Below are 16,811 nucleotides of genomic sequence, written 5' to 3'. Positions count from 1 at the left end.
GATCGACTAGTTTTTCGTTCATGGGCCAACTGATCGCCGTAGCCGTCATCACCGTCCTGGCCGTCATCAGTCCCGGCGCCGACTTCGCCATGACCGTCCGGAACAGCTATCTGTACGGGCGGGCCGCGGGCGTCCTCGCCGCCGTCGGGATCGCGTTGGGCGTGCTCGTGCACGTCGCGTACACGATGCTCGGGGTCGGGCTGCTCGTGTCCCGTACGCCGGTGCTGTTCACCGTGATGAAGCTCGTCGGCGCCGCCTACCTCGTGTACGTGGGGTACAAGACCTTCGTCGCCCGCGCGACCTCCGTGGACCTGGAGAAGGGCGAGGGGCCCCGCATGACGTCCCTCGGCGCCCTGCGCGTCGGGTTCCTCACCAACGCGCTCAACCCCAAGACGATGCTCTTCGTCGTGAGCACCTACAGCCAGGTCGTCAGCGCGGACACCCCGCTCGTCCAGCAGGTGGGCTACGGGGTGTTCATGTCCGTCGCCCACCTCGTCTGGTTCGGGATCGCCGCCGTGCTCTTCTCCCAGCAGGCCCTGCGCGCACGACTGTTGCGGCGGCAGGCCGTGCTCAACAAGGTCATCGGGAGTGTGCTGGTCGGGCTCGGGGTGGTGCTGGCGTTCGCGCCCGCTACGGCATGACGGACGTCAGGGACTTCTTCACGGCCCTGATCAGTTCCTGCGCCCTCGGGTCCGCCGTCACCGTCTTCCGCATGCCGTTCGTGACGTACCCGAGCGCGATCCCCGACTCCGCGTCCGCGAAGCCCAGCGAGCCGCCCCGGCCCGGGTGGCCGAAGGACGTCGGGCCGAGGAGCGGGGACGCCGGGCCGTGCAGCATGTGGCCGAGGCCGAAGCGGGTGCCGACCAGGAGGACGCGGTCCGGGCCCGCCGACTCCTCCGTACGGGCCAGGGTCAGCGTCGCCGGAGCGAAGAGGCGATCCCCGGAGGAACCGTCGTGGCCGTCGACCGGGCCCAGCGTCGCCGCGTAGAAGCGGGACAGCGCGCGAGCCGTGGCGACGCCCGCGGAGCCGGGGAGTTCGGCCGCCCGGTAGGCCGGGTCGTTCTCGTCGGGCTGCGGCTCGATGACACCGAAGGCGCGGCGGGTGAGGGACTCCGGGTCCTTGTACGCCTCCGTCACCGAGCGCTTCGGGCGGAGCTTGACCGCCCCGGTGCCGGGCGGGTCGAGTTCCTCGACCGGGCCGAGCCGGCCGACGCGGTGGACCTCCGCCTCCGGCAGGCCGATCCACAGGTCGAGGCCGAGCGGGCCGCTGATCTCCTCGGCGACCCAGCGGCCTATGGTGCGGCCGGTGACCCGGTGGACGAGGCCGGAGAGCAGCCAGCTGAAGGTGTGGGCGTGGTAGCCGTGGGCCGTGCCCGGCTCCCAGACCGGGGCCTGCGCGGCGATGGCGCGGGTCGCCGTGTCGAGGTCGGTCGCCTCGGCGAGGGTGAGCGGCCGGTCCAGGACGGGGACGCCCGCCTGGTGCGCGAGCGTCTGCCGTACGGTCACCCGGTCCTTGCCCTCCGACCCGAACTCGGGCCAGTACGTGGCCACGGGGGCGTCCAGGTCGAGCAGACCGCGCTGGTGGAGCAAGAGGGGTACGGCGGCGGAGACGCCCTTCGTCGCGGAGCGGACGACCTGGGCCGTGCCCTCGGTCCAGGGGGTGCCGCCGTCGACGTCCCGGGTGCCCGCCCACAGGTCGACGACCTTGGTGCCCTCGTGGTGGACGGCGACGGCCGCTCCGCGCTCGTCGCGGTGCTCGAAGTTGCGCAGGAACGCGTCCCTGACCGGCTCCCAGCCCGGTGCCACCGTGCCCTGGACGTCGACGTTCACCCGTACCGCTCCTCGTGTCAGCTCCTGCTCGCGGCCCCCATGGTCTCAGGCCGTTGCCCTGGCCACCGAACTCAGGCCACCGAACTCGGGACGAAGCCGAACGGGAGCTCCAGGCGGTGCCGGGCCATCAGCTCCTCGTCGGCGAGGATGCCGCCGGTCGGGCCGTCGGCGGCGATGACGCCCTCGCTGAGGATGACCGAGCGCGGGCAGAGCTCCAGGGCGTACGGGAGGTCGTGCGTGACCATCAGGACGGTGACGTCGAGCGCGCGGAGGATGTCGGCGAGCTCGCGGCGCGAGGCCGGGTCCAGGTTGGAGGAGGGCTCGTCGAGGACGAGGATCTCCGGCTCCATCGCGAGGACGGTCGCGACGGCGACCCGGCGGCGCTGCCCGAAGGAGAGGTGGTGCGGCGGCCGGTCGGCGAACTCGGCCATGCCGACCCGGTCGAGGGCCTTCGCGACGACCGCTTCGAGCTCGGCGCCCCGGAGGCCGGCCGCCGCCGGGCCGAAGGCCACGTCCTCGCGGACGGTCGGCATGAACAGCTGGTCGTCGGGGTCCTGGAAGACGATGCCGACCTTGCGCCGGATCTCGGCGAGGTGCTTCTTGCCGACCGGGAGCCCGGCGACGGTGACCGTGCCCGCGCCGCCGGTGAGGATGCCGTTGAGGTGGAGGACGAGGGTGGTCTTCCCGGCGCCGTTGGGGCCGAGGAGCGCGACCCGCTCGCCGCGGCCGACGGTCAGGTCGACGCCGAAGAGGGCCTGGTGGCCGTCGGGGTACGCGTACGCGAGGCCCTCGACGTTCAGGGACGGTGGTGGTGCGGTGGTCATGTCGTCGTCCATCCGGTGAGGCAGATCAGGAGGGCGGTCAGCGGGAGCGCCGCGGCGTACGTCCACTGGGCGCGGGTCGCCGTCACCTCGTCGATGACCGGCATGGTGCCCGTGTAGCCGCGGCTGACCATGGCGAGGTGGACGCGTTCGCCGCGCTCGTACGAGCGGATGAAGAGCGCCCCGGCGGACTTGGCGAGGACGCCCCAGTGGCGTACGCCCCTGGCCTCGAAGCCGCGCGAGCGGCGGGCGACGGACATGCGGCGCATCTCGTCGGTGATGACGTCGCCGTACCGGATCATGAAGGAGGCGATCTGGACGAGGAGCGGCGGGAGCCTGAGCCGCTGGAGGCCGAGGATCAGGGCGCGGAGCTCGGTCGTCGAGGCGAGGAGGACGGAGGCGGCGACGCCGAGGGTGCCCTTGGCGAGGACGTTCCAGGCGCCCCACAGGCCGGGGACGGAGAGGGAGACGCCGAGGAAGGTCGTCTGCTCGCCGGGGACGACGAAGGGCATGAGGAGCGCGAAGGCGACGAACGGGATCTCGATCAGCAGCCGCTTGAGGAGGAAGCCCGCCGGGACGCGCGCCTTCGCCGCGACGATCCCGATGAGCAGCGCGTAGAGCGCGAACGCCCAGACGGCCTCGCGGGGCGTCGAGACGACGACCACCACGAAGCCGAGGACGGCGGCGATCTTGGTGTGCGGGGGCAGCGCGTGCACCGGGGAGTGCGCGTGCCGGTAGAGCTTGTGGGCGTGCCCTGCGCCCATGTCAGGCGACCTCCGCCGGTACGGGGGTGTCCTGGGGCGACGCGGAGTCGCGGCGACGGCCTCGTACGGCCCAGAAGGCGCCCGTGCCGACGGCGAGGGTGACGCCGACGCCGATGGCCCCGGCGAGGCCGCCGGAGAGGCGGGCGTCGTCGACGTCCTTCACTCCGTAGTCGGCGAGCGGCGAGCCGGCGGCCGCGTGCTCCTCGACCTTGGCGTCGATGCCCTGGTCGGCGGCGACCTTCTCCAGGCCGTCGGGGCTGGCGGAGGCGTAGAAGGAGACGAAACCGGCGAGGACGAGGGCGGTGACGACACCGCCGATCCACAGCTTCTTCGGGGAGCCGGCGGGCTGAGGAGCCGCCGCGGGGGCCGCCGCGGGGGCCGCGTCGACGAGCTCGCCGCCGACGCGGAGCTTCAGCGGGGCGGTCAGGCCGCGCGCGCCGTACACGAGGTCGGGGCGGACGGCGACGACCGCGCCGACCGTCAGCATGGTGATGACGGCCTCGCCGACGCCGATGAGGGTGTGCACGCCGACCATGGCGGTCAGGACCTTGCCGAGCGGGACGTCGGTGGTGCCGCCGACCGCGTAGACGAGGGTGAAGGCGACGGCCGCCGCCGGTACGGAGACGAGCGCGGCGACGAAGGAGGCGAGGGTCACCGAGCGGCGGGTGCGGGGCAGCAGGAGGACGAGGCCGCGGAAGATCGCGTACGCGACGACGACGGTGACGACGCCCATGACGGTGATGTTCACGCCGAGGGCGGTCAGGCCGCCGTCGGCGAAGAGGATGCCCTGCATGAGCAGGACGACGGCGATGCACAGGACGCCGGTCCAGGGCCCGACGAGGATCGCGGCGAGCGCGCCGCCGAGCAGGTGTCCGCTGGTCCCGGCGGCGACCGGGAAGTTCAGCATCTGCACGGCGAAGATGAAGGCCGCGACGAGGCCGGCGAGGGGCGCCGTCCGCTCTCCCCCGTAGCCTCCGGCACGGGAGGTGCCCCCTAGCTCGCGGCGGGCCCCGCGCAGGCTCAGGGCGACGGCCCCGGCGGCGACGACGCCGGCGGCGGCCGACACGGGGGCGTTGATGAATCCGTCAGGTACATGCACGTCCCGAATGATGCGGCTTCCTGCGAACGACTTGCAAGAGCGCACAGGAGACAGGACGGGCGCGAGGCAGATCACACCGGGGGGCGGGCATGGCCGCGCGGGGAGGGGGAAGGAGTGAAACATTGACTTATACCAGGACGAGTCGGGAGGAATCTCCATGGCCACCGCAGTGGACGACCACGCCAAGGGGCGGATCATCAGTGACGCCCCCCTCTCCCGGCCCGTCCCCGTCGCCCTCCGGTACGACCCCGGTTTCACCCCCGCGACCGTGCGCTTCGGCTTCCCCGGCGGCGTCGAGTGGTCCTTCCCGCGTGCCCTCCTGGAGACCGGTCTGAACACCCCGACCCGGCGCGGCGACATCGGCGTCTGGCCGTGCGGGCGGGTGCAGACGGTCGTCGAACTGCACCGGGAGGACGGGGTGACGGTGGTGCAGTTCGACACGACGGCCCTGTCGCGCTTCCTCCGGCACACGTACGCCGCCAACGCCTCGGTGACGAGGCGCTGACGGCGTACGGCGTACTCCGGCAGGTCAGACCTTGACGAGGTCGGGCTTGCCGCTGGGGTCGCCGTCCGTGGCGGCGGCGAGGGCCTCGCCCTCCACGTCCACGTTCGGCAGCACCCGGTCCAGCCACTTCGGCAGCCACCAGGCCTTGTGGCCGAGGAGCGCCAGGACGGCCGGGACGATCGCCATGCGGACCACGAAGGCGTCGAAGAGGACCGCGATCGCGAGGCCGAAGCCGATCATCTTGATCATCTGGTCGTCCATGCCGATGAAGCCGGAGAAGACCGCGATCATGATGACGGCCGCCGCGACGACCACCCGGGCGCTGTGCCGGAAGCCGGTCACGATCGCCTCGCCGGGCCGCTGCCCGTGGACGTACGCCTCGCGCATCCGGGTCACGAGGAAGACCTCGTAGTCCATCGCGAGACCGAAGACGACACCCACCATGAAGATCGGCATCATCGACATGACCGGGCCGGTCTGCTCGACGCCGAACAGGCCGCCGAGCCAGCCCCACTGGAAGACCGCGACGACCGCGCCGAGGGCCGCGACCACCGAGAGCAGGAAGCCGAGGGCCGCCTTCAGGGGGACGAGGACCGAGCGGAAGACCAGGGTCAGGAGGATGAAGGCGAGGCCGACGACGAGGGCCAGGTACGGCACCAGGGCGTCGTTCATCTTCTGCGAGAAGTCGATGTTCATCGCGGTCGCGCCGGAGACCAGGACGTCGTCGCCGGTGGCCTCGCGGATGTCGTGGACGAGGGTCTCGGTCTCGCCGGAGGACGGGCGGTCCTTCGGGACGACCGTGATCATCGCCGCGTCGCCGGCCTTGTTCAGGGTCGGCGGGGCGACCGCGGCCCAGCCCTCCAGGCCCTTGATCGTGGAGACCGTCTTGTCGGCGGCGGCCTTGTCGCCGTCCACGACGACGAGCAGCGGGCCGTTGAAGCCGGGGCCGAAGCCGTCGGACAGCAGGTCGTAGGCGCGGCGCTCGCTGGTGGAGACCGGCTTGGCGCCGTCGTCCGGGAGGCCCATCTCCAGGGAGGCGGCGGGGACGGCGATCGCGCCGAGGCCGAGGACGCCGACGAGCAGGACGAACACGGGGCGGCGGATGACGAAGCGGGCCCAGCGGGTGCCGCCGTTGGGCTTGTCCTGGCTCTTCTCGACGCCCTTCTCGACGCTCTTCTCGACGCCTCGGCGCGCCTTGCGGCCGATGACCTTGTCGCCGGCGAAGCCGAGCAGCGCCGGGATGAGGGTGAGCGCGATGAGGACGGCGATGACGACCGTCGCGGCGGCGGCGAAGCCCATCTTCGTCAGCATCGGGATGTTGACGACGGCCAGGCCGACCAGGGCGATGACGACGGTGAGTCCGGCGAAGACGACGGCGGAGCCGGCCGTGCCGACCGCGCGGCCCGCGGCCTCCTCCTTCTCGCGCCCGTCGGCGAGCTCCGCGCGGTAGCGGGAGACGATGAAGAGCGCGTAGTCGATGCCGACGGCGAGGCCGATCATCATCGCGAGGGTGGAGGTGGTGCTGCCGAGGTCCAGGACGTTCGCGAGCGCGGTGATCGAGGAGACGCCGATGCCGACGCCGATGATCGCGGTGAGCAGCGGGAGTCCGGCGGCGACGAGCGAACCGAAGGTGATGACGAGGACGATGCCCGCGATGACCACGCCGACGATCTCGCCGGCGCCGGTCTCCGGCATGGTGGTGAGGGCGTCGCCGCCGACCTCGACGGTCAGGCCCTTGCCCTGGGCGCTCTCGCCCGCCTGCTTGAGCGCCTCGCGCGTCTCGTCGGTCAGCTCCATGGCGTTGACCTTGTACGCGACGGAGACGTAGGCGGTGGAGCCGTCCTGCGAGACGGCGTGCGCGGTGTACGGGTCGGCGACCGAGACGATCTGGTCCGAGCCGGACTTCAGCGCGGCGACGGTGTCCTCGACGACGGCCTTGTGGGCCGGGTCGGTGACCTTCTGGCCGTCCGGTGCCTTGAAGACGACGCGGGCGGTGGCCCCGTCGGCGCCGGCGCCGGGGAAGCGCTCTTCGAGCAGGTCGAAGGCGCGCTGGGCCTCGGTGCCGGGGACGGAGAAGGAGCTGGAGGTCGCGGCGGGCGCGGTGGCGGCGCCGATCCCGGCGACGGCCAGGAGGGCCACCCAGAGGAGGGCGACGAGCCGTCGGCGCCGGAAGGCGGCACGGCCGAGCTTGTAGAGGAACGTGGCCACGGGGGCGTACTCCCAAGGTGGGGCGGGACAGGACATGGGGAGCCGGCCCGACGGCGTGAGCGGTGCGCAGTCAGGTAAAGAGAGAAAAGAGGGTCAGACGCCGAGTGAGGGGAGCACGACGGCGTCGAAGTACGCGCTGAGGAAGGCGCGGTCGACCGGTTGGTCCTCGATCAGAGGGCGGGCGATGAACGCACCGATCAGCATGTGCGGGACGAGCTTGAGCGCCGGGTTGGCGGCGTCGATCTCCCCCCTGCGTACCGCTCGCTGGAGCACCTCGTCGAGGCCGTTCATCTCGGGTTCGATGAGCAGCTCGCGCAGGGCCCGGTGCAGTTCGGGGTTGGTGTGGACGGCATGGGCGAGGCCCCGCATGAGTGCGGCGTCCTTGTCCATCTGGCAGTCGTCGGTGTGGGAGAGCAACTCCTCGATGTCACCGCGCAGCGAGCCGGTGTCGATCTCGGCGATGTCGACCGGCTTGTTGTGCCGCATCGCCCGGGCGACCAGCTCCGGCTTGCTCCCCCACTGGCGGTAGAGGGTGGCCTTGCTGGAGTGGGTGCGGGCGGCGACGGCGTCCATGGTGAGGGCGTCGTAGCCGACCTCGCGGAGGAGGTCGAGCACGGCCGCGTACAACTCGGACTCCCGCTCGGGAGTGAGTCTGCTGCGTGCCATGGCCGGTACCTCCGATGCGAACGAAGTGCGGAACGAAACGGTTTCGTACAGCTCTTCCGGTACGAAGATACTCCCCGCCTCCTGCGAAACGAAACCGTTTCGTACGTGTCGCGGGCCACACCCCCGGAAACCCGAAGGTACGTACGAGTTGCCGCACCCCCTCCGCGCGGAAAGCATGTGGAGGTGAGCGACAAGGCGAGCGACGACGACATCGCGTACCTCCGGTTCCCGCACCTCCACGACGACCTGCTGTGCTTCGCGGCCGAGGACGATCTCTGGATCGCCCCCCTCGTCCCCGAGGGCCACCGGCCCGGCCGCGCGTGGCGGCTCACCGTCGACCGGACCCGGGTCGGCCACCCACGCTTCTCACCGGACGGCTCCCACATCGCGTACACGAACTGGCGGAGCCTCGACCCGGAGATCCACCTCGTCCCCGTCGAGGGCGGCGCCGCCCGCCGCCTCACCTACTGGGGCTCCACCGACACCCGCGTCTGCGGCTGGACGCCCCCGGACCCCGACCGGGGCGGGCGCTCCGACATCCTCGCCGTCTCCTCGCACGGGCAGCCGTTCTCGTACTTCTCCTGGGCCTACACGGTCCCGACCGACGGCTCCCCGGGCGGCCGGCTGCCCTGGGGCCCGGTCGCGGACATCTCGATGACCGACGCCCCCGCACGCCAGACGCTCCTCCTCACCGGGAAGCCGCCCCACGAACCCGCCGCCTGGAAGCGGTACCGGGGCGGCGCCACCGGCCGCCTCTGGCTGCACGGCGAGCGCCTGCTGCCCGACATCGGGGGCCACCTCGACTCCCCGATGGTCGTCGGCGACCGGATCGCCTTCCTCTCCGACCACGAGGGCGTCGGCAACCTCTACTCCTGCCTGCCCGACGGCACCGGCCTGCGCCGCCACACCGACCACGACGAGTTCTACGCCCGGCACGCCTCCACCGACGGCCGCCGGGTCGTCTACCAGTGCGCGGGCTCGCTGTGGATCGTCGACGCGCTCACCCCCGACTCCCGCCCCCGCAAGCTCGACGTCCGGCTCGGCGGGCAGCGCGTCGGCCGCCGCCCGTACCAGGTGCCCGCCTCCCTCCACGTCGACGCGGTCTCCGTCGACGAGACCGGCCGGGCCAGCGCCGTCTCCGTGCGCGGCAGCCTGTACTGGCTCACGCACCGCGACGGCCCGGCCCGCACGATCGTCGACACCCCCGGCATCCGCGTACGCCTCCCGGAGATGCTCGGCAGCGGCGGCCAGGTCGCGTACGTCACCGACGCCGACGGCGAGGACGCCGTCGAGGTCGCCTACCTCCCGCGCGCCAGCGGCGACCGCCCGCCCCGCCGGCTCGCCTCCGGCGGCCTCGGCCGGGTCGAGGAACTCATCGCCGACCCCGACGGCGAACGGCTCGCCATCGCCTCGCACGACGGCCGGCTCCTCCTCCTCGACGCGACGGAGGAGTCCAACGGCGAGGTCACCGAGCTGATCAGGTCGGTCAACGGCCCCGTCCGCGACCTCGCCTTCTCCCCCGACGGCTCCTGGCTCACCTGGTCCCACCCCGGCATCGGCCGCTCCCTGCGCTCCATCAAGATGGCCCGCATCTCGGGCCCCGGCGCCCGGACGATCGTCGACGTCACCAACGGCCGCTTCGAGGACGAGAACCCCGTCTTCACCCGCGACGGCCGCTACCTCGCCTTCCTCTCCTGGCGCGGCTTCGACCCGGTGTACGACGTCCACACCGGCGACCTCTCCTTCCCGCTCGGCTGCCGCCCCTACCTCGTCCCGCTCTCCTCGGCCACGCCCTCCCCGTTCGCGCTGCTCCCCGACGGGCGGCCGGCGGCCGGCGGTCTCGACCCGGCCGACGACGACTCGGACAGCGGCGACGGCACGGTCACCGTCGAGATCGAGGGCCTCCCCGACCGGGTCACGCCCTTCCCGGTCGCCGCCTCCAAGTACTCGGCGCTCGCCCCGGTCAGCGGCGGCGGGCTCGTCTGGCTGCGCTGGCCCATCTCGGGCGCGCTCGGCGAGACCTTCGCCAACCCGGCCGACACCTCGGGCCGCCCCACGCTCGAACACTTCACCATCACCAAGGCCCGCAAGACCGAACTCGCCAAGGACCTCGACTGGTTCGCGGTCAGCGGCGACGGCACCCGGCTCGTCGTCGCCGACGAGGGCGAGCTGCGGGCCGTGCCCGCCACCGAGTCCGGCGACGGCGACTCCACCGTCTACCTCGACCTGCGGCGCATCCTCCACGAGGTCGACCCCGGCGCCGAGTGGCGGGGCGCCTTCGACGAGGCCGGGCGGATCGTCCGCGCGTACTTCTGGGAGCCGGGGATGGGCGGCGTCGACTGGACGGCGGTCCTCGACCAGTACCGTCCGCTCGTCGAACGGGTCGCGTCCCCCGACGAGTTCGCCGACCTGCTGCGCGAGGTCATGGGCGAGCTCGGCACCTCGCACGCGTACGTCACCCCCGCCCGCCGCAACGAGGGCCCGCCGCACTACCAGCGGGCCATGGGCCTCCTCGGCGCCAACCTCGTGCCCCGCGAGGCCGGCTGGACGGTGAAGCGGATCCTGCCCGGCGAGTCCTCCGACTCCAAGGCCCGCTCCCCCCTCGCCGGTACGGGCATCCGCGAGGGCGCCGTCCTCACCCACGTCGACGGCCGGCCCGTCGACCCGGTCGCGGGCCCCTACCCGCTCTTCTCCGGCACCGGCGGCACCACCGTCGAGCTCACCTTCACCCCCGCCGAGGGCGAGGGCCGCTCCCGCCGCGTCGCCGTCGTCCCGCTCGTCGACGAACGGCCGCTGCGCTACCAGGACTGGGTCGCCAAGCGCCGGGCCGTCGTCCGCGAACTCAGCGGCGGGCGCTGCGGCTACCTCCACATCCCCGACATGGGCGGCTCCGGCTGGGCCCAGTTCAACCGCGACCTGCGCATGGAGGTCTCCCGGCCCGCGCTCATCGTGGACGTCCGGGGCAACGCGGGCGGCAACATCAGCGAGCTGGTCATAGAGAAACTGACCCGCAGGATCCTCGGCTGGGACCTCACGCGGGACGCCCAGCCGGTCTCGTACGCCTCCAACGCCCCGCGCGGCCCGGTCGTCGCCCTCGCCGACGAGGCCACCTCGTCCGACGGCGACATGATCACCGCCGCGTTCAAGCTGCTCGGCCTCGGGCCGGTCGTCGGCCAGCGGACCTGGGGCGGGGTCGTCGGCATGACCGGCCGCCACCGGCTCGGCGACGGCACGCAGATCACGGTGCCGATGAACGCGGCCTGGTTCCCCGAGTACGGCTGGTCCCTGGAGAACCACGGCGTCGAACCGGACGTCGCGGTGCTCCGCACGCCCCTCGACTGGGCGGAGGGGCGGCACGCGCAGCTCGACGACGCGGTGAACGTCGCGCTGTCGCTCCTCTCGGAGACCCCGGCGGCGAGCCCGCCGGGCTACGAGTCGGTCCCGGACCGCTCCCGCCCGAAACTCCCGCCGAGGACCGAAGGGGCGTGAGGGGGCAGCCGACGGGGGCCCGGGCTCGGTCCTCCGTCGGCTGCCCGTCGACTGCCCCCGTCGTCTCAGGCCCCCGCCGGCTGCCCCGTCGGCTCAGACCCCCGTCGCGCCCAGGTCCAGCTCGTACGACGTCCCCGCCCGTCCCTCCAGCGTCACGCTGCCCACCGCGCCGAAGCCGACCCGGCCGAGCACGGTCCTCGACCCCTCGTTGTCGAGCGTCGTGACGGCGGTCAGGCGGCTCAGCCCGTACTCCTCCCGCGCGATCCGGCACACCTCGCGCACCCCCGCCGTCGCCACGCCCCGCCCGGCCGCCTTCCGCGCCACGCGGTAGCCGAGCTCGGCGGAGCCCTCCGCCACGTCCACGAGGTTGAACCGGCCGAGGATCTCCCCGTCCTCCCCCACGAGCACGTGGAAGTGGATCGTCCCCGTCTCCTGCTCGGCGAGCCGCTCCCGGTGCACGGCGTCGAACTCCTCGAAGTACGCATCACCGCGATCGGGCACAGAAGCGGCGAAATACTCCCGGTTCTCCCGCTCGAAGGCGAGCAGGGCGGGGCCGTGATCGTCACGAAGACGCTGAAGTCCGGGCTCTTGTTCAGACATGAGGGCAAGCTAAGCCTTAGCTCTGGAACGCGCGCACGAATATCCTTCGGTTCCGGGCCGGTGACGGCGGAAAACCGCCAGGCGGGAAGTGGACGGAGAGCGCGCTTGCACCCCTGGGTGCGGCGTCACACTCTGACCACGTACCGCCGTGCCGGATCGGGGAACGCAACGGGTCGCGAGGACGGGACAGGGAGCGTGCCGCCCCACGATCCAGAACAGGAACACCGCATGCCCGACGAACGTCCGCCGACCGGACAGACCCTCATCCAGTCCGTCCAACGTGCCATCCACCTGCTGCGGGCCCTGCACCACCGAGGCGGCACCGCGAGCGCGAAGCAGCTCGCCCGGGACGCGGACCTGCCGCTGCCCACCGCCTACCACCTGCTGCGCACGCTCTGCCACGAGGGACTGGTGCGCAAGGAGCGTCACGGGTACACGCTCGCCGACCCGGACGGCCTCGCGGTCCCGCCCACCTCCGCGCCGGAGATCCTGCCGACCCAGGAGTGGGCGGACCACCTGAGTCTGGAACTCGACGCCGCCGTGTACTTCGTCAACTACCGCGAGGGTGACATCGCTGTCACGGCGGTCTCCCGGAACCCCGACTGCCCGCCGGTCTCGGAGTGGGCCGACTTCCGGCTCACCGGCCACGCGCACGCGGCGGGGCAGGCGCTCCTCGCCCAGCTCTCCGACGCGGAGCGCGCCGACCACCTGAGCCGGCACCCGGCCGTGCCGCTGACCCGCCACACCATCACGGGGCGGACCGCCGTCGAGCGGCGGATCGGCTCGCGGCCGCGCGGGGGCGCGAGCCTGGAGTACGAGGAGTACCAGCTCGGCACGGTCTGCGCGGCCGTCCCGATCACGGTCGGCTCCTCGGCCGCCGCCCTCGCGATCTCGCTGCCGACCGCCCGCTCGTCCGAGCTCCAGCCGCTCGCCCGCAAGCTCCAGGAACGTGCGGAAAGCATTCTGCTCGACCGGACCTTCTCGGTGGAGCCGCGTACGCCCCGAGTGCCCCGCCCGTCCCGCCAGGACCCGGGAACGCGCGAGGACGCACCCGGAGCGGTCCCGGGTGCGTCCTGAGAAGGGCCTTCAGATCTCGTAATCCTGGTCGACCTTGTCCTGCGCCTCCTGCTGGGCCCGCCGCGTCTCCTCTTCGGAGAGGTCACGGCCCTTCGACGCGCGCTCGGAGGCCTCGTCCCTGGCCTGCCTGGCCTTGTCCGACTTCTCGGCCAGTCGCTTCGCCTTGTCCTTGAACTGGTCCTGGATGCCCATGGGGGTTCACTCCTAGAAGGGGCGCGAGGGAGACTTGCCCCCCGACCAGCGTGGCACGCGCGAACGCCCGTCGCATGTCGATCGGTTACGCGCTGTGATTCCCGGCGCCCCGCTGACTCCCGGCACCCCGGTGACTCCCGGCACCCCCGTGACTCCTGGCGTCCTCGTCGGCCGCGCCGCCCGCGCCCACGAGCCCCTTGGACACCGTGCCGAGGCGCGGCTCGAACCGCCGCATCTCCCGCTGCCCGACCGTGGCGATCAGGGAGGGCAGGTAGCCCCGCACCGACTGCATCCCCCGCAGCCACCACTGCGCGTACACGTGCGCGGAGCGCCGCTCGACGCCCTCGACGATCCGGTCGACGGCCGGGCCGAGCGGGTACGTGCGGTTCGCCGGCCACGGCAGCCGGGAGCGCAGCTCGCGCATGACGTCGTCCTGGTCGGCGCCCCTGACCATGTCCGTGTCGGTCCAGGACAGGTAGCCGACGCCGACCTTCACGCCCTTGTGGGCGACCTCGGCGCGCAGACTGTGCGCGAAGGCCTCGACGCCCGCCTTGGAGGCGCAGTACGCCGTCATCATCGGCGCCGGGGTGAGGGCGGCGAGGGAGGCGATCTGGAGGAAGTACCCCCGGGACTCCATGAGGACCGGCAGGAACGCCCGGCCGGTCACGGCGCCGCCGACGAGGTTGACCTCGATCACCCGCCGCCAGGCGTCCGGGTCGGAGTCGGCGAACGGGCCGCCCGCCGCGACACCGGCGTTGGCGACGACGATGTCGACCTTCCCGAACCGCTCCTTGACCTCGGCGGCGACCGCCGCCATGGCCACGTGGTCGGTGACGTCGGCGTGCCACCAGTGGGCGTCGGTGTGCAGCCGCCCGGCGACCTCCTTGAGCTGCTGCGGCTCCAGGCCCACGAGCGCGATCTTCGCGCCGCGCGCGGAGAGCTTGCGGGCGAGGAGCTCGCCGACCCCGCGCGCGCCGCCGGTGACGACCGCGACCTGACCTTCCAGACTCACCCTGCTCATGCGTCCGCCTCCTCGTTCGTCGACACGGTCTCCTTCACGCCCAGGTACGTGAGGGTCAGTTCGCGCAGCTGCGCGGTGACGGCCTCGGGGGCCTCCACCGGTGTCATGTGTCCCATGCCGGGCAGTTCGACAAGCCCCGCGCAGTGCGGGAGGGCCTCCGCCATCGCCCGGGAGTGGGCGGCCGGGGTGAGCCGGTCGGCGGTGCCGACGAGCACGGCGGCGGGCACCCGCAGGTCGCGTACGCCCGCTTCGAGGTCGAGCCCGGCGAGGACCTGCGACCAGCCGTACCGCGAGGGACGCGGGCAGGCGTGGACGATCCGGGCGCAGGCGTCGACCCGCTCGGGCGCCGAGGCCGGGCCCATCGTCGCGTACTTGAGGATCCGCTTCGAGACGGCCGTGACGGGCCCCAGCGGCGCCTTCGAGCCCAGTACGGCCCTGGTGAGGCGGGTCCGCAGGCCGCCGGGCCGCAGCGGGACGACGGTGGCCTCCTCGGTGAGCCGCGCGAAGCCGGTGGAGCAGAGCAGGACGGCGGCGGCGTGCTGCCGGAAGCCGGGACGGCCCGCGGCGGCCATGATCGTCATGCCGCCCATGGAGTGCCCGGCGACGACGGCCCGCTCGCCGGGACCGAGGGTGGCCGCGAGCACGGCCTCCAGGTCGTCGGCGAGCGCGGTGGTCGAGTAGCCCCCGGGTCCGGGGACCGGGGAGCGGCCGTGGCCGCGCTGGTCGTAGGCGATGACCCGGTGGTCGGCGGCGAGCGCCCGGATCTGCTCGGCCCAGAAGCCGATGGAGCAGGTCCAGCCGTGGGCGAGGACGACGGCGGGCGCGGCGTCGGGGCCGTACACCTCGACGTGGATCCGCGCGCCGTCGGCGGAGACGGCGGTGAGCTCGCGGGGCGCGGGCAGGGACCTCACTGCGCGGCCTCCTTCTTGCGGGCGGGGGTACGGGTCTTGGCGGCGGTCGCGGCGGTCTCGGTGGACGTGGCGGCCTCGGCGGCCCCGGCGGCCTCGGCGGCCCCGGCGGCCCCGGCGGCCTCGGCGGGCGCCGGGACCGGCTTGGGCGCCCGGATCACCTCGTACTCCGTGAGGTCGACCTGCCGGGTCTCGCGCCGGAACTCGCCGGTCGTCCCCGGCCAGAGCGTGGTGTTGCGCCCGTTGGCGTCGAGGTACCAGCTGTCGCAGCCGCCGGACTTCCAGACCGTCCGCTCCATGCGGGCCTGCACCTTGCGGTTCCAGGCGCCGACGGCGGAGGGCCGGACGGCGAGCGCGGTGCGGCCGCCGAGCAGGGTGAGCTGGCGGAGGTAGTCGGCCATGTAGTTCAGCTGGGACTCGATCATGAGGATCATCGAGGAGTTCCCGAGACCCGTGTTGGGGCCGATGACCGTCATGAAGTTGGGGAACCCGGCCGCGGTGGCCCCGCGCAGCGCCTCCGTGCCGTCCTTCCAGGTCTCCGCGAGGGTCCGCCCGTCGGCACCGACGACCCGCTCGGCGATCGGCATGTCGGTGACGTGGAAGCCGGTGCCGAAGACGATCGCGTCGACCTCGGTCTCGGTGCCGTCGGTGGCGACGAGGGTCGAGCCGCGCACCTCGCGGAGACCGGAGGCGACGACGTCGACGTTGGGCTGCGCGAGCGCCGGGTAGTAGGTGCTGGAGAGCAGGATCCGCTTGCAGCCGATGCGGTACGAGGGCGTCAGCTTGGCCCGCAGGACGGGGTCCTTGATGGCCTTCGCCATGTTGGCCTTGGCGAGCCGCTCGACGAGCCCGAGCTGGTCCGGGTGCTTGGTGAAGGCGCTGACCTGGAGTTCGCGGATGCCCCAGAGGAGACCGCGGCGCGCGGTGCCGGTCGCGGGCACGGCGCGGTGGAGCCAGCGCTCGGGGGCGCTGATCTCGCGGTCCATGCGGCGCATGACCCACGGGGGCGTGCGCTGGAAGAGGGTCAGCTTCCCGACCTCCGGCTGGATGGCCGGGACGATCTGGATGGCGGAGGCTCCGGTGCCGACGACGGCGACGCGCTTGCCGGCGAGGGCGTAGTCGTGGTCCCAGCGGGCCGAGTGGAAGACCTTGCCGGGGAAGTCGGCGAGGCCCGGGATGTCGGGGATCTTCGGGTCGGAGAGCGGCCCGGTCGCGGAGACGACGACCTCGGCGGTGAAGGAGCCCTGGCTCGTCTCGATCTCCCAGCGGAGCTGCTCGGCGTCCCAGGCCATCCGCAGCACCTCGTGGTTCAGGCGCAGGTGCGGGCGGATCCCGAAGGTGTCCGTGACATGCTCCAGGTACGCGCGGATGTGCCGCTGCCCGGAGAAGGTCCGGGGCCAGTCGGGGTTGGGCGCGAAGGAGAAGGAGTAGAGGTGGGACGGGACGTCGCAGGCGCAGCCGGGGTAGCTGTTGTCGCGCCATGTGCCGCCCACGGAGTCGGCCCGTTCCAGGACGACGAAGTCGGTGATCCCCTCGCGGCGGAGCCGGACGGCGGCTCCGAGGCCTCCGAATCCCGATCCGATCACCGCCACCCGTACGTGCTGGTGCTTCGCCATGCCGCCTCCCGCGCG

Annotated in this window: 15 protein-coding genes; 4 read left to right on the top strand and 11 right to left on the bottom strand. The window is 72.8% G+C overall.

What is annotated here, in order from left to right; all coding sequences use genetic code 11:
• The first annotated feature begins 20 nt into the window (after nt 1-20).
• Nucleotides 21-641, top strand: a complete 621-nt coding sequence (locus tag ACFC0Z_RS24100) for a LysE family transporter (RefSeq protein ID WP_360810396.1) — start codon at nt 21-23, stop codon at nt 639-641.
• Here ACFC0Z_RS24100 and ACFC0Z_RS24095 read toward each other — a convergent pair.
• The 4 genes from ACFC0Z_RS24095 to ACFC0Z_RS24080 all read right to left on the bottom strand — a co-directional run bounded on the left by ACFC0Z_RS24095 (nt 631) and on the right by ACFC0Z_RS24080 (nt 4,514).
• Nucleotides 631-1,830: a serine hydrolase domain-containing protein gene (locus ACFC0Z_RS24095; protein ID WP_376441530.1), complete on the bottom strand. Its 1,200-nt coding sequence runs from the start codon at nt 1,828-1,830 to the stop codon at nt 631-633. The genes ACFC0Z_RS24100 and ACFC0Z_RS24095 overlap by 11 nt on opposite strands.
• Before the next feature lie 71 nt (nt 1,831-1,901).
• A complete protein-coding gene (locus ACFC0Z_RS24090; protein WP_376441528.1) occupies nt 1,902-2,654 on the bottom strand; it encodes an energy-coupling factor ABC transporter ATP-binding protein in 753 nt (250 codons plus the stop codon).
• Nucleotides 2,651-3,415, bottom strand: a complete 765-nt coding sequence (gene cbiQ, locus ACFC0Z_RS24085) for a cobalt ECF transporter T component CbiQ (protein ID WP_376441526.1) — start codon at nt 3,413-3,415, stop codon at nt 2,651-2,653. The genes ACFC0Z_RS24090 and cbiQ overlap by 4 nt, the downstream gene beginning before the upstream one ends.
• 1 nt (nt 3,416) lies before the next feature.
• A complete protein-coding gene (locus ACFC0Z_RS24080; protein WP_376441523.1) occupies nt 3,417-4,514 on the bottom strand; it encodes an energy-coupling factor ABC transporter permease in 1,098 nt (365 codons plus the stop codon).
• A 157-nt stretch (nt 4,515-4,671) separates the two neighbouring features.
• Here ACFC0Z_RS24080 and ACFC0Z_RS24075 point away from each other — a divergent pair, with 157 nt between their 5' ends.
• The gene (locus ACFC0Z_RS24075; RefSeq protein ID WP_376441521.1) at nt 4,672-5,019 is read left to right on the top strand and encodes an SsgA family sporulation/cell division regulator; all 348 of its coding nucleotides are present in this window, start codon (nt 4,672-4,674) and stop codon (nt 5,017-5,019) included.
• A gap of 24 nt (nt 5,020-5,043) precedes the next feature.
• On the opposite strand, the gene ACFC0Z_RS24070 is transcribed toward ACFC0Z_RS24075, so the two are convergent.
• A complete protein-coding gene (locus ACFC0Z_RS24070; RefSeq protein ID WP_376441518.1) occupies nt 5,044-7,227 on the bottom strand; it encodes an MMPL family transporter in 2,184 nt (727 codons plus the stop codon).
• A gap of 93 nt (nt 7,228-7,320) precedes the next feature.
• Entirely contained in the window at nt 7,321-7,893 is a 573-nt protein-coding gene (locus ACFC0Z_RS24065) for a TetR/AcrR family transcriptional regulator (RefSeq protein ID WP_376441517.1), read from the bottom strand.
• A 183-nt stretch (nt 7,894-8,076) separates the two neighbouring features.
• Between ACFC0Z_RS24065 and ACFC0Z_RS24060 the strand changes: the two genes are divergently transcribed.
• Nucleotides 8,077-11,382, top strand: coding sequence for a S41 family peptidase (locus tag ACFC0Z_RS24060; RefSeq protein ID WP_376441514.1), 3,306 nt, complete (start codon nt 8,077-8,079; stop codon nt 11,380-11,382).
• A 93-nt stretch (nt 11,383-11,475) separates the two neighbouring features.
• Here ACFC0Z_RS24060 and ACFC0Z_RS24055 read toward each other — a convergent pair whose 3' ends face one another.
• Nucleotides 11,476-11,982, bottom strand: coding sequence for a GNAT family N-acetyltransferase (locus tag ACFC0Z_RS24055; protein ID WP_376441512.1), 507 nt, complete (start codon nt 11,980-11,982; stop codon nt 11,476-11,478).
• 228 nt (nt 11,983-12,210) lie between these two features.
• On the opposite strand from ACFC0Z_RS24055, the gene ACFC0Z_RS24050 reads away from it, so the two are divergent.
• Nucleotides 12,211-13,059, top strand: coding sequence for an IclR family transcriptional regulator (locus tag ACFC0Z_RS24050; RefSeq protein ID WP_376441509.1), 849 nt, complete (start codon nt 12,211-12,213; stop codon nt 13,057-13,059).
• Nucleotides 13,060-13,068: 9 nt separating this feature from the next.
• On the opposite strand, the gene ACFC0Z_RS24045 is transcribed toward ACFC0Z_RS24050, so the two are convergent.
• The 4 genes from ACFC0Z_RS24045 to ACFC0Z_RS24030 all read right to left on the bottom strand — a co-directional run bounded on the left by ACFC0Z_RS24045 (nt 13,069) and on the right by ACFC0Z_RS24030 (nt 16,796).
• Nucleotides 13,069-13,251 (bottom strand): hypothetical protein, encoded by a 183-nt coding sequence (locus tag ACFC0Z_RS24045; protein ID WP_376441506.1) that lies wholly within the window; start codon nt 13,249-13,251, stop codon nt 13,069-13,071.
• A gap of 85 nt (nt 13,252-13,336) precedes the next feature.
• Nucleotides 13,337-14,272 (bottom strand): SDR family oxidoreductase, encoded by a 936-nt coding sequence (locus tag ACFC0Z_RS24040; protein ID WP_376441503.1) that lies wholly within the window; start codon nt 14,270-14,272, stop codon nt 13,337-13,339.
• Nucleotides 14,269-15,183 carry an alpha/beta fold hydrolase gene (locus ACFC0Z_RS24035; RefSeq protein WP_376441500.1) on the bottom strand — a complete coding sequence of 305 codons (915 nt, stop codon included), beginning with the start codon at nt 15,181-15,183 and terminating at the stop codon, nt 14,269-14,271. The genes ACFC0Z_RS24040 and ACFC0Z_RS24035 overlap by 4 nt, the downstream gene beginning before the upstream one ends.
• Nucleotides 15,180-16,796: a flavin-containing monooxygenase gene (locus tag ACFC0Z_RS24030; protein ID WP_376441498.1), complete on the bottom strand. Its 1,617-nt coding sequence runs from the start codon at nt 16,794-16,796 to the stop codon at nt 15,180-15,182. Before ACFC0Z_RS24030 ends, ACFC0Z_RS24035 begins: the two co-directional genes overlap by 4 nt.
• Nucleotides 16,797-16,811 lie beyond the last annotated feature (15 nt).

It is taken from the genome of Streptomyces sp. NPDC056144, assembly GCF_042264145.1.
Lineage (GTDB): Bacteria > Actinomycetota > Actinomycetes > Streptomycetales > Streptomycetaceae > Streptomyces.
This window is presented reverse-complemented; position numbering and strand designations above follow the sequence as displayed.

Excerpts from the sequence above, each read along its gene's own strand:
- ACFC0Z_RS24100 (WP_360810396.1), top strand. The coding sequence starts at position 21 with ATGGGCCAACTGATCGCCGTAGCCGTCATCACCGTCCTGGCCGTCATC.
- ACFC0Z_RS24090 (WP_376441528.1), bottom strand. The coding sequence starts at position 2,654 with ATGACCACCGCACCACCACCGTCCCTGAACGTCGAGGGCCTCGCGTAC.
- cbiQ (WP_376441526.1), bottom strand. The coding sequence starts at position 3,415 with ATGGGCGCAGGGCACGCCCACAAGCTCTACCGGCACGCGCACTCCCCG.
- ACFC0Z_RS24075 (WP_376441521.1), top strand. The coding sequence starts at position 4,672 with ATGGCCACCGCAGTGGACGACCACGCCAAGGGGCGGATCATCAGTGAC.
- ACFC0Z_RS24065 (WP_376441517.1), bottom strand. The coding sequence starts at position 7,893 with ATGGCACGCAGCAGACTCACTCCCGAGCGGGAGTCCGAGTTGTACGCG.
- ACFC0Z_RS24055 (WP_376441512.1), bottom strand. The coding sequence starts at position 11,982 with ATGTCTGAACAAGAGCCCGGACTTCAGCGTCTTCGTGACGATCACGGC.
- ACFC0Z_RS24050 (WP_376441509.1), top strand. The coding sequence starts at position 12,211 with ATGCCCGACGAACGTCCGCCGACCGGACAGACCCTCATCCAGTCCGTC.
- ACFC0Z_RS24045 (WP_376441506.1), bottom strand. The coding sequence starts at position 13,251 with ATGGGCATCCAGGACCAGTTCAAGGACAAGGCGAAGCGACTGGCCGAG.
- ACFC0Z_RS24040 (WP_376441503.1), bottom strand. The coding sequence starts at position 14,272 with ATGAGCAGGGTGAGTCTGGAAGGTCAGGTCGCGGTCGTCACCGGCGGC.
- ACFC0Z_RS24030 (WP_376441498.1), bottom strand. The coding sequence starts at position 16,796 with ATGGCGAAGCACCAGCACGTACGGGTGGCGGTGATCGGATCGGGATTC.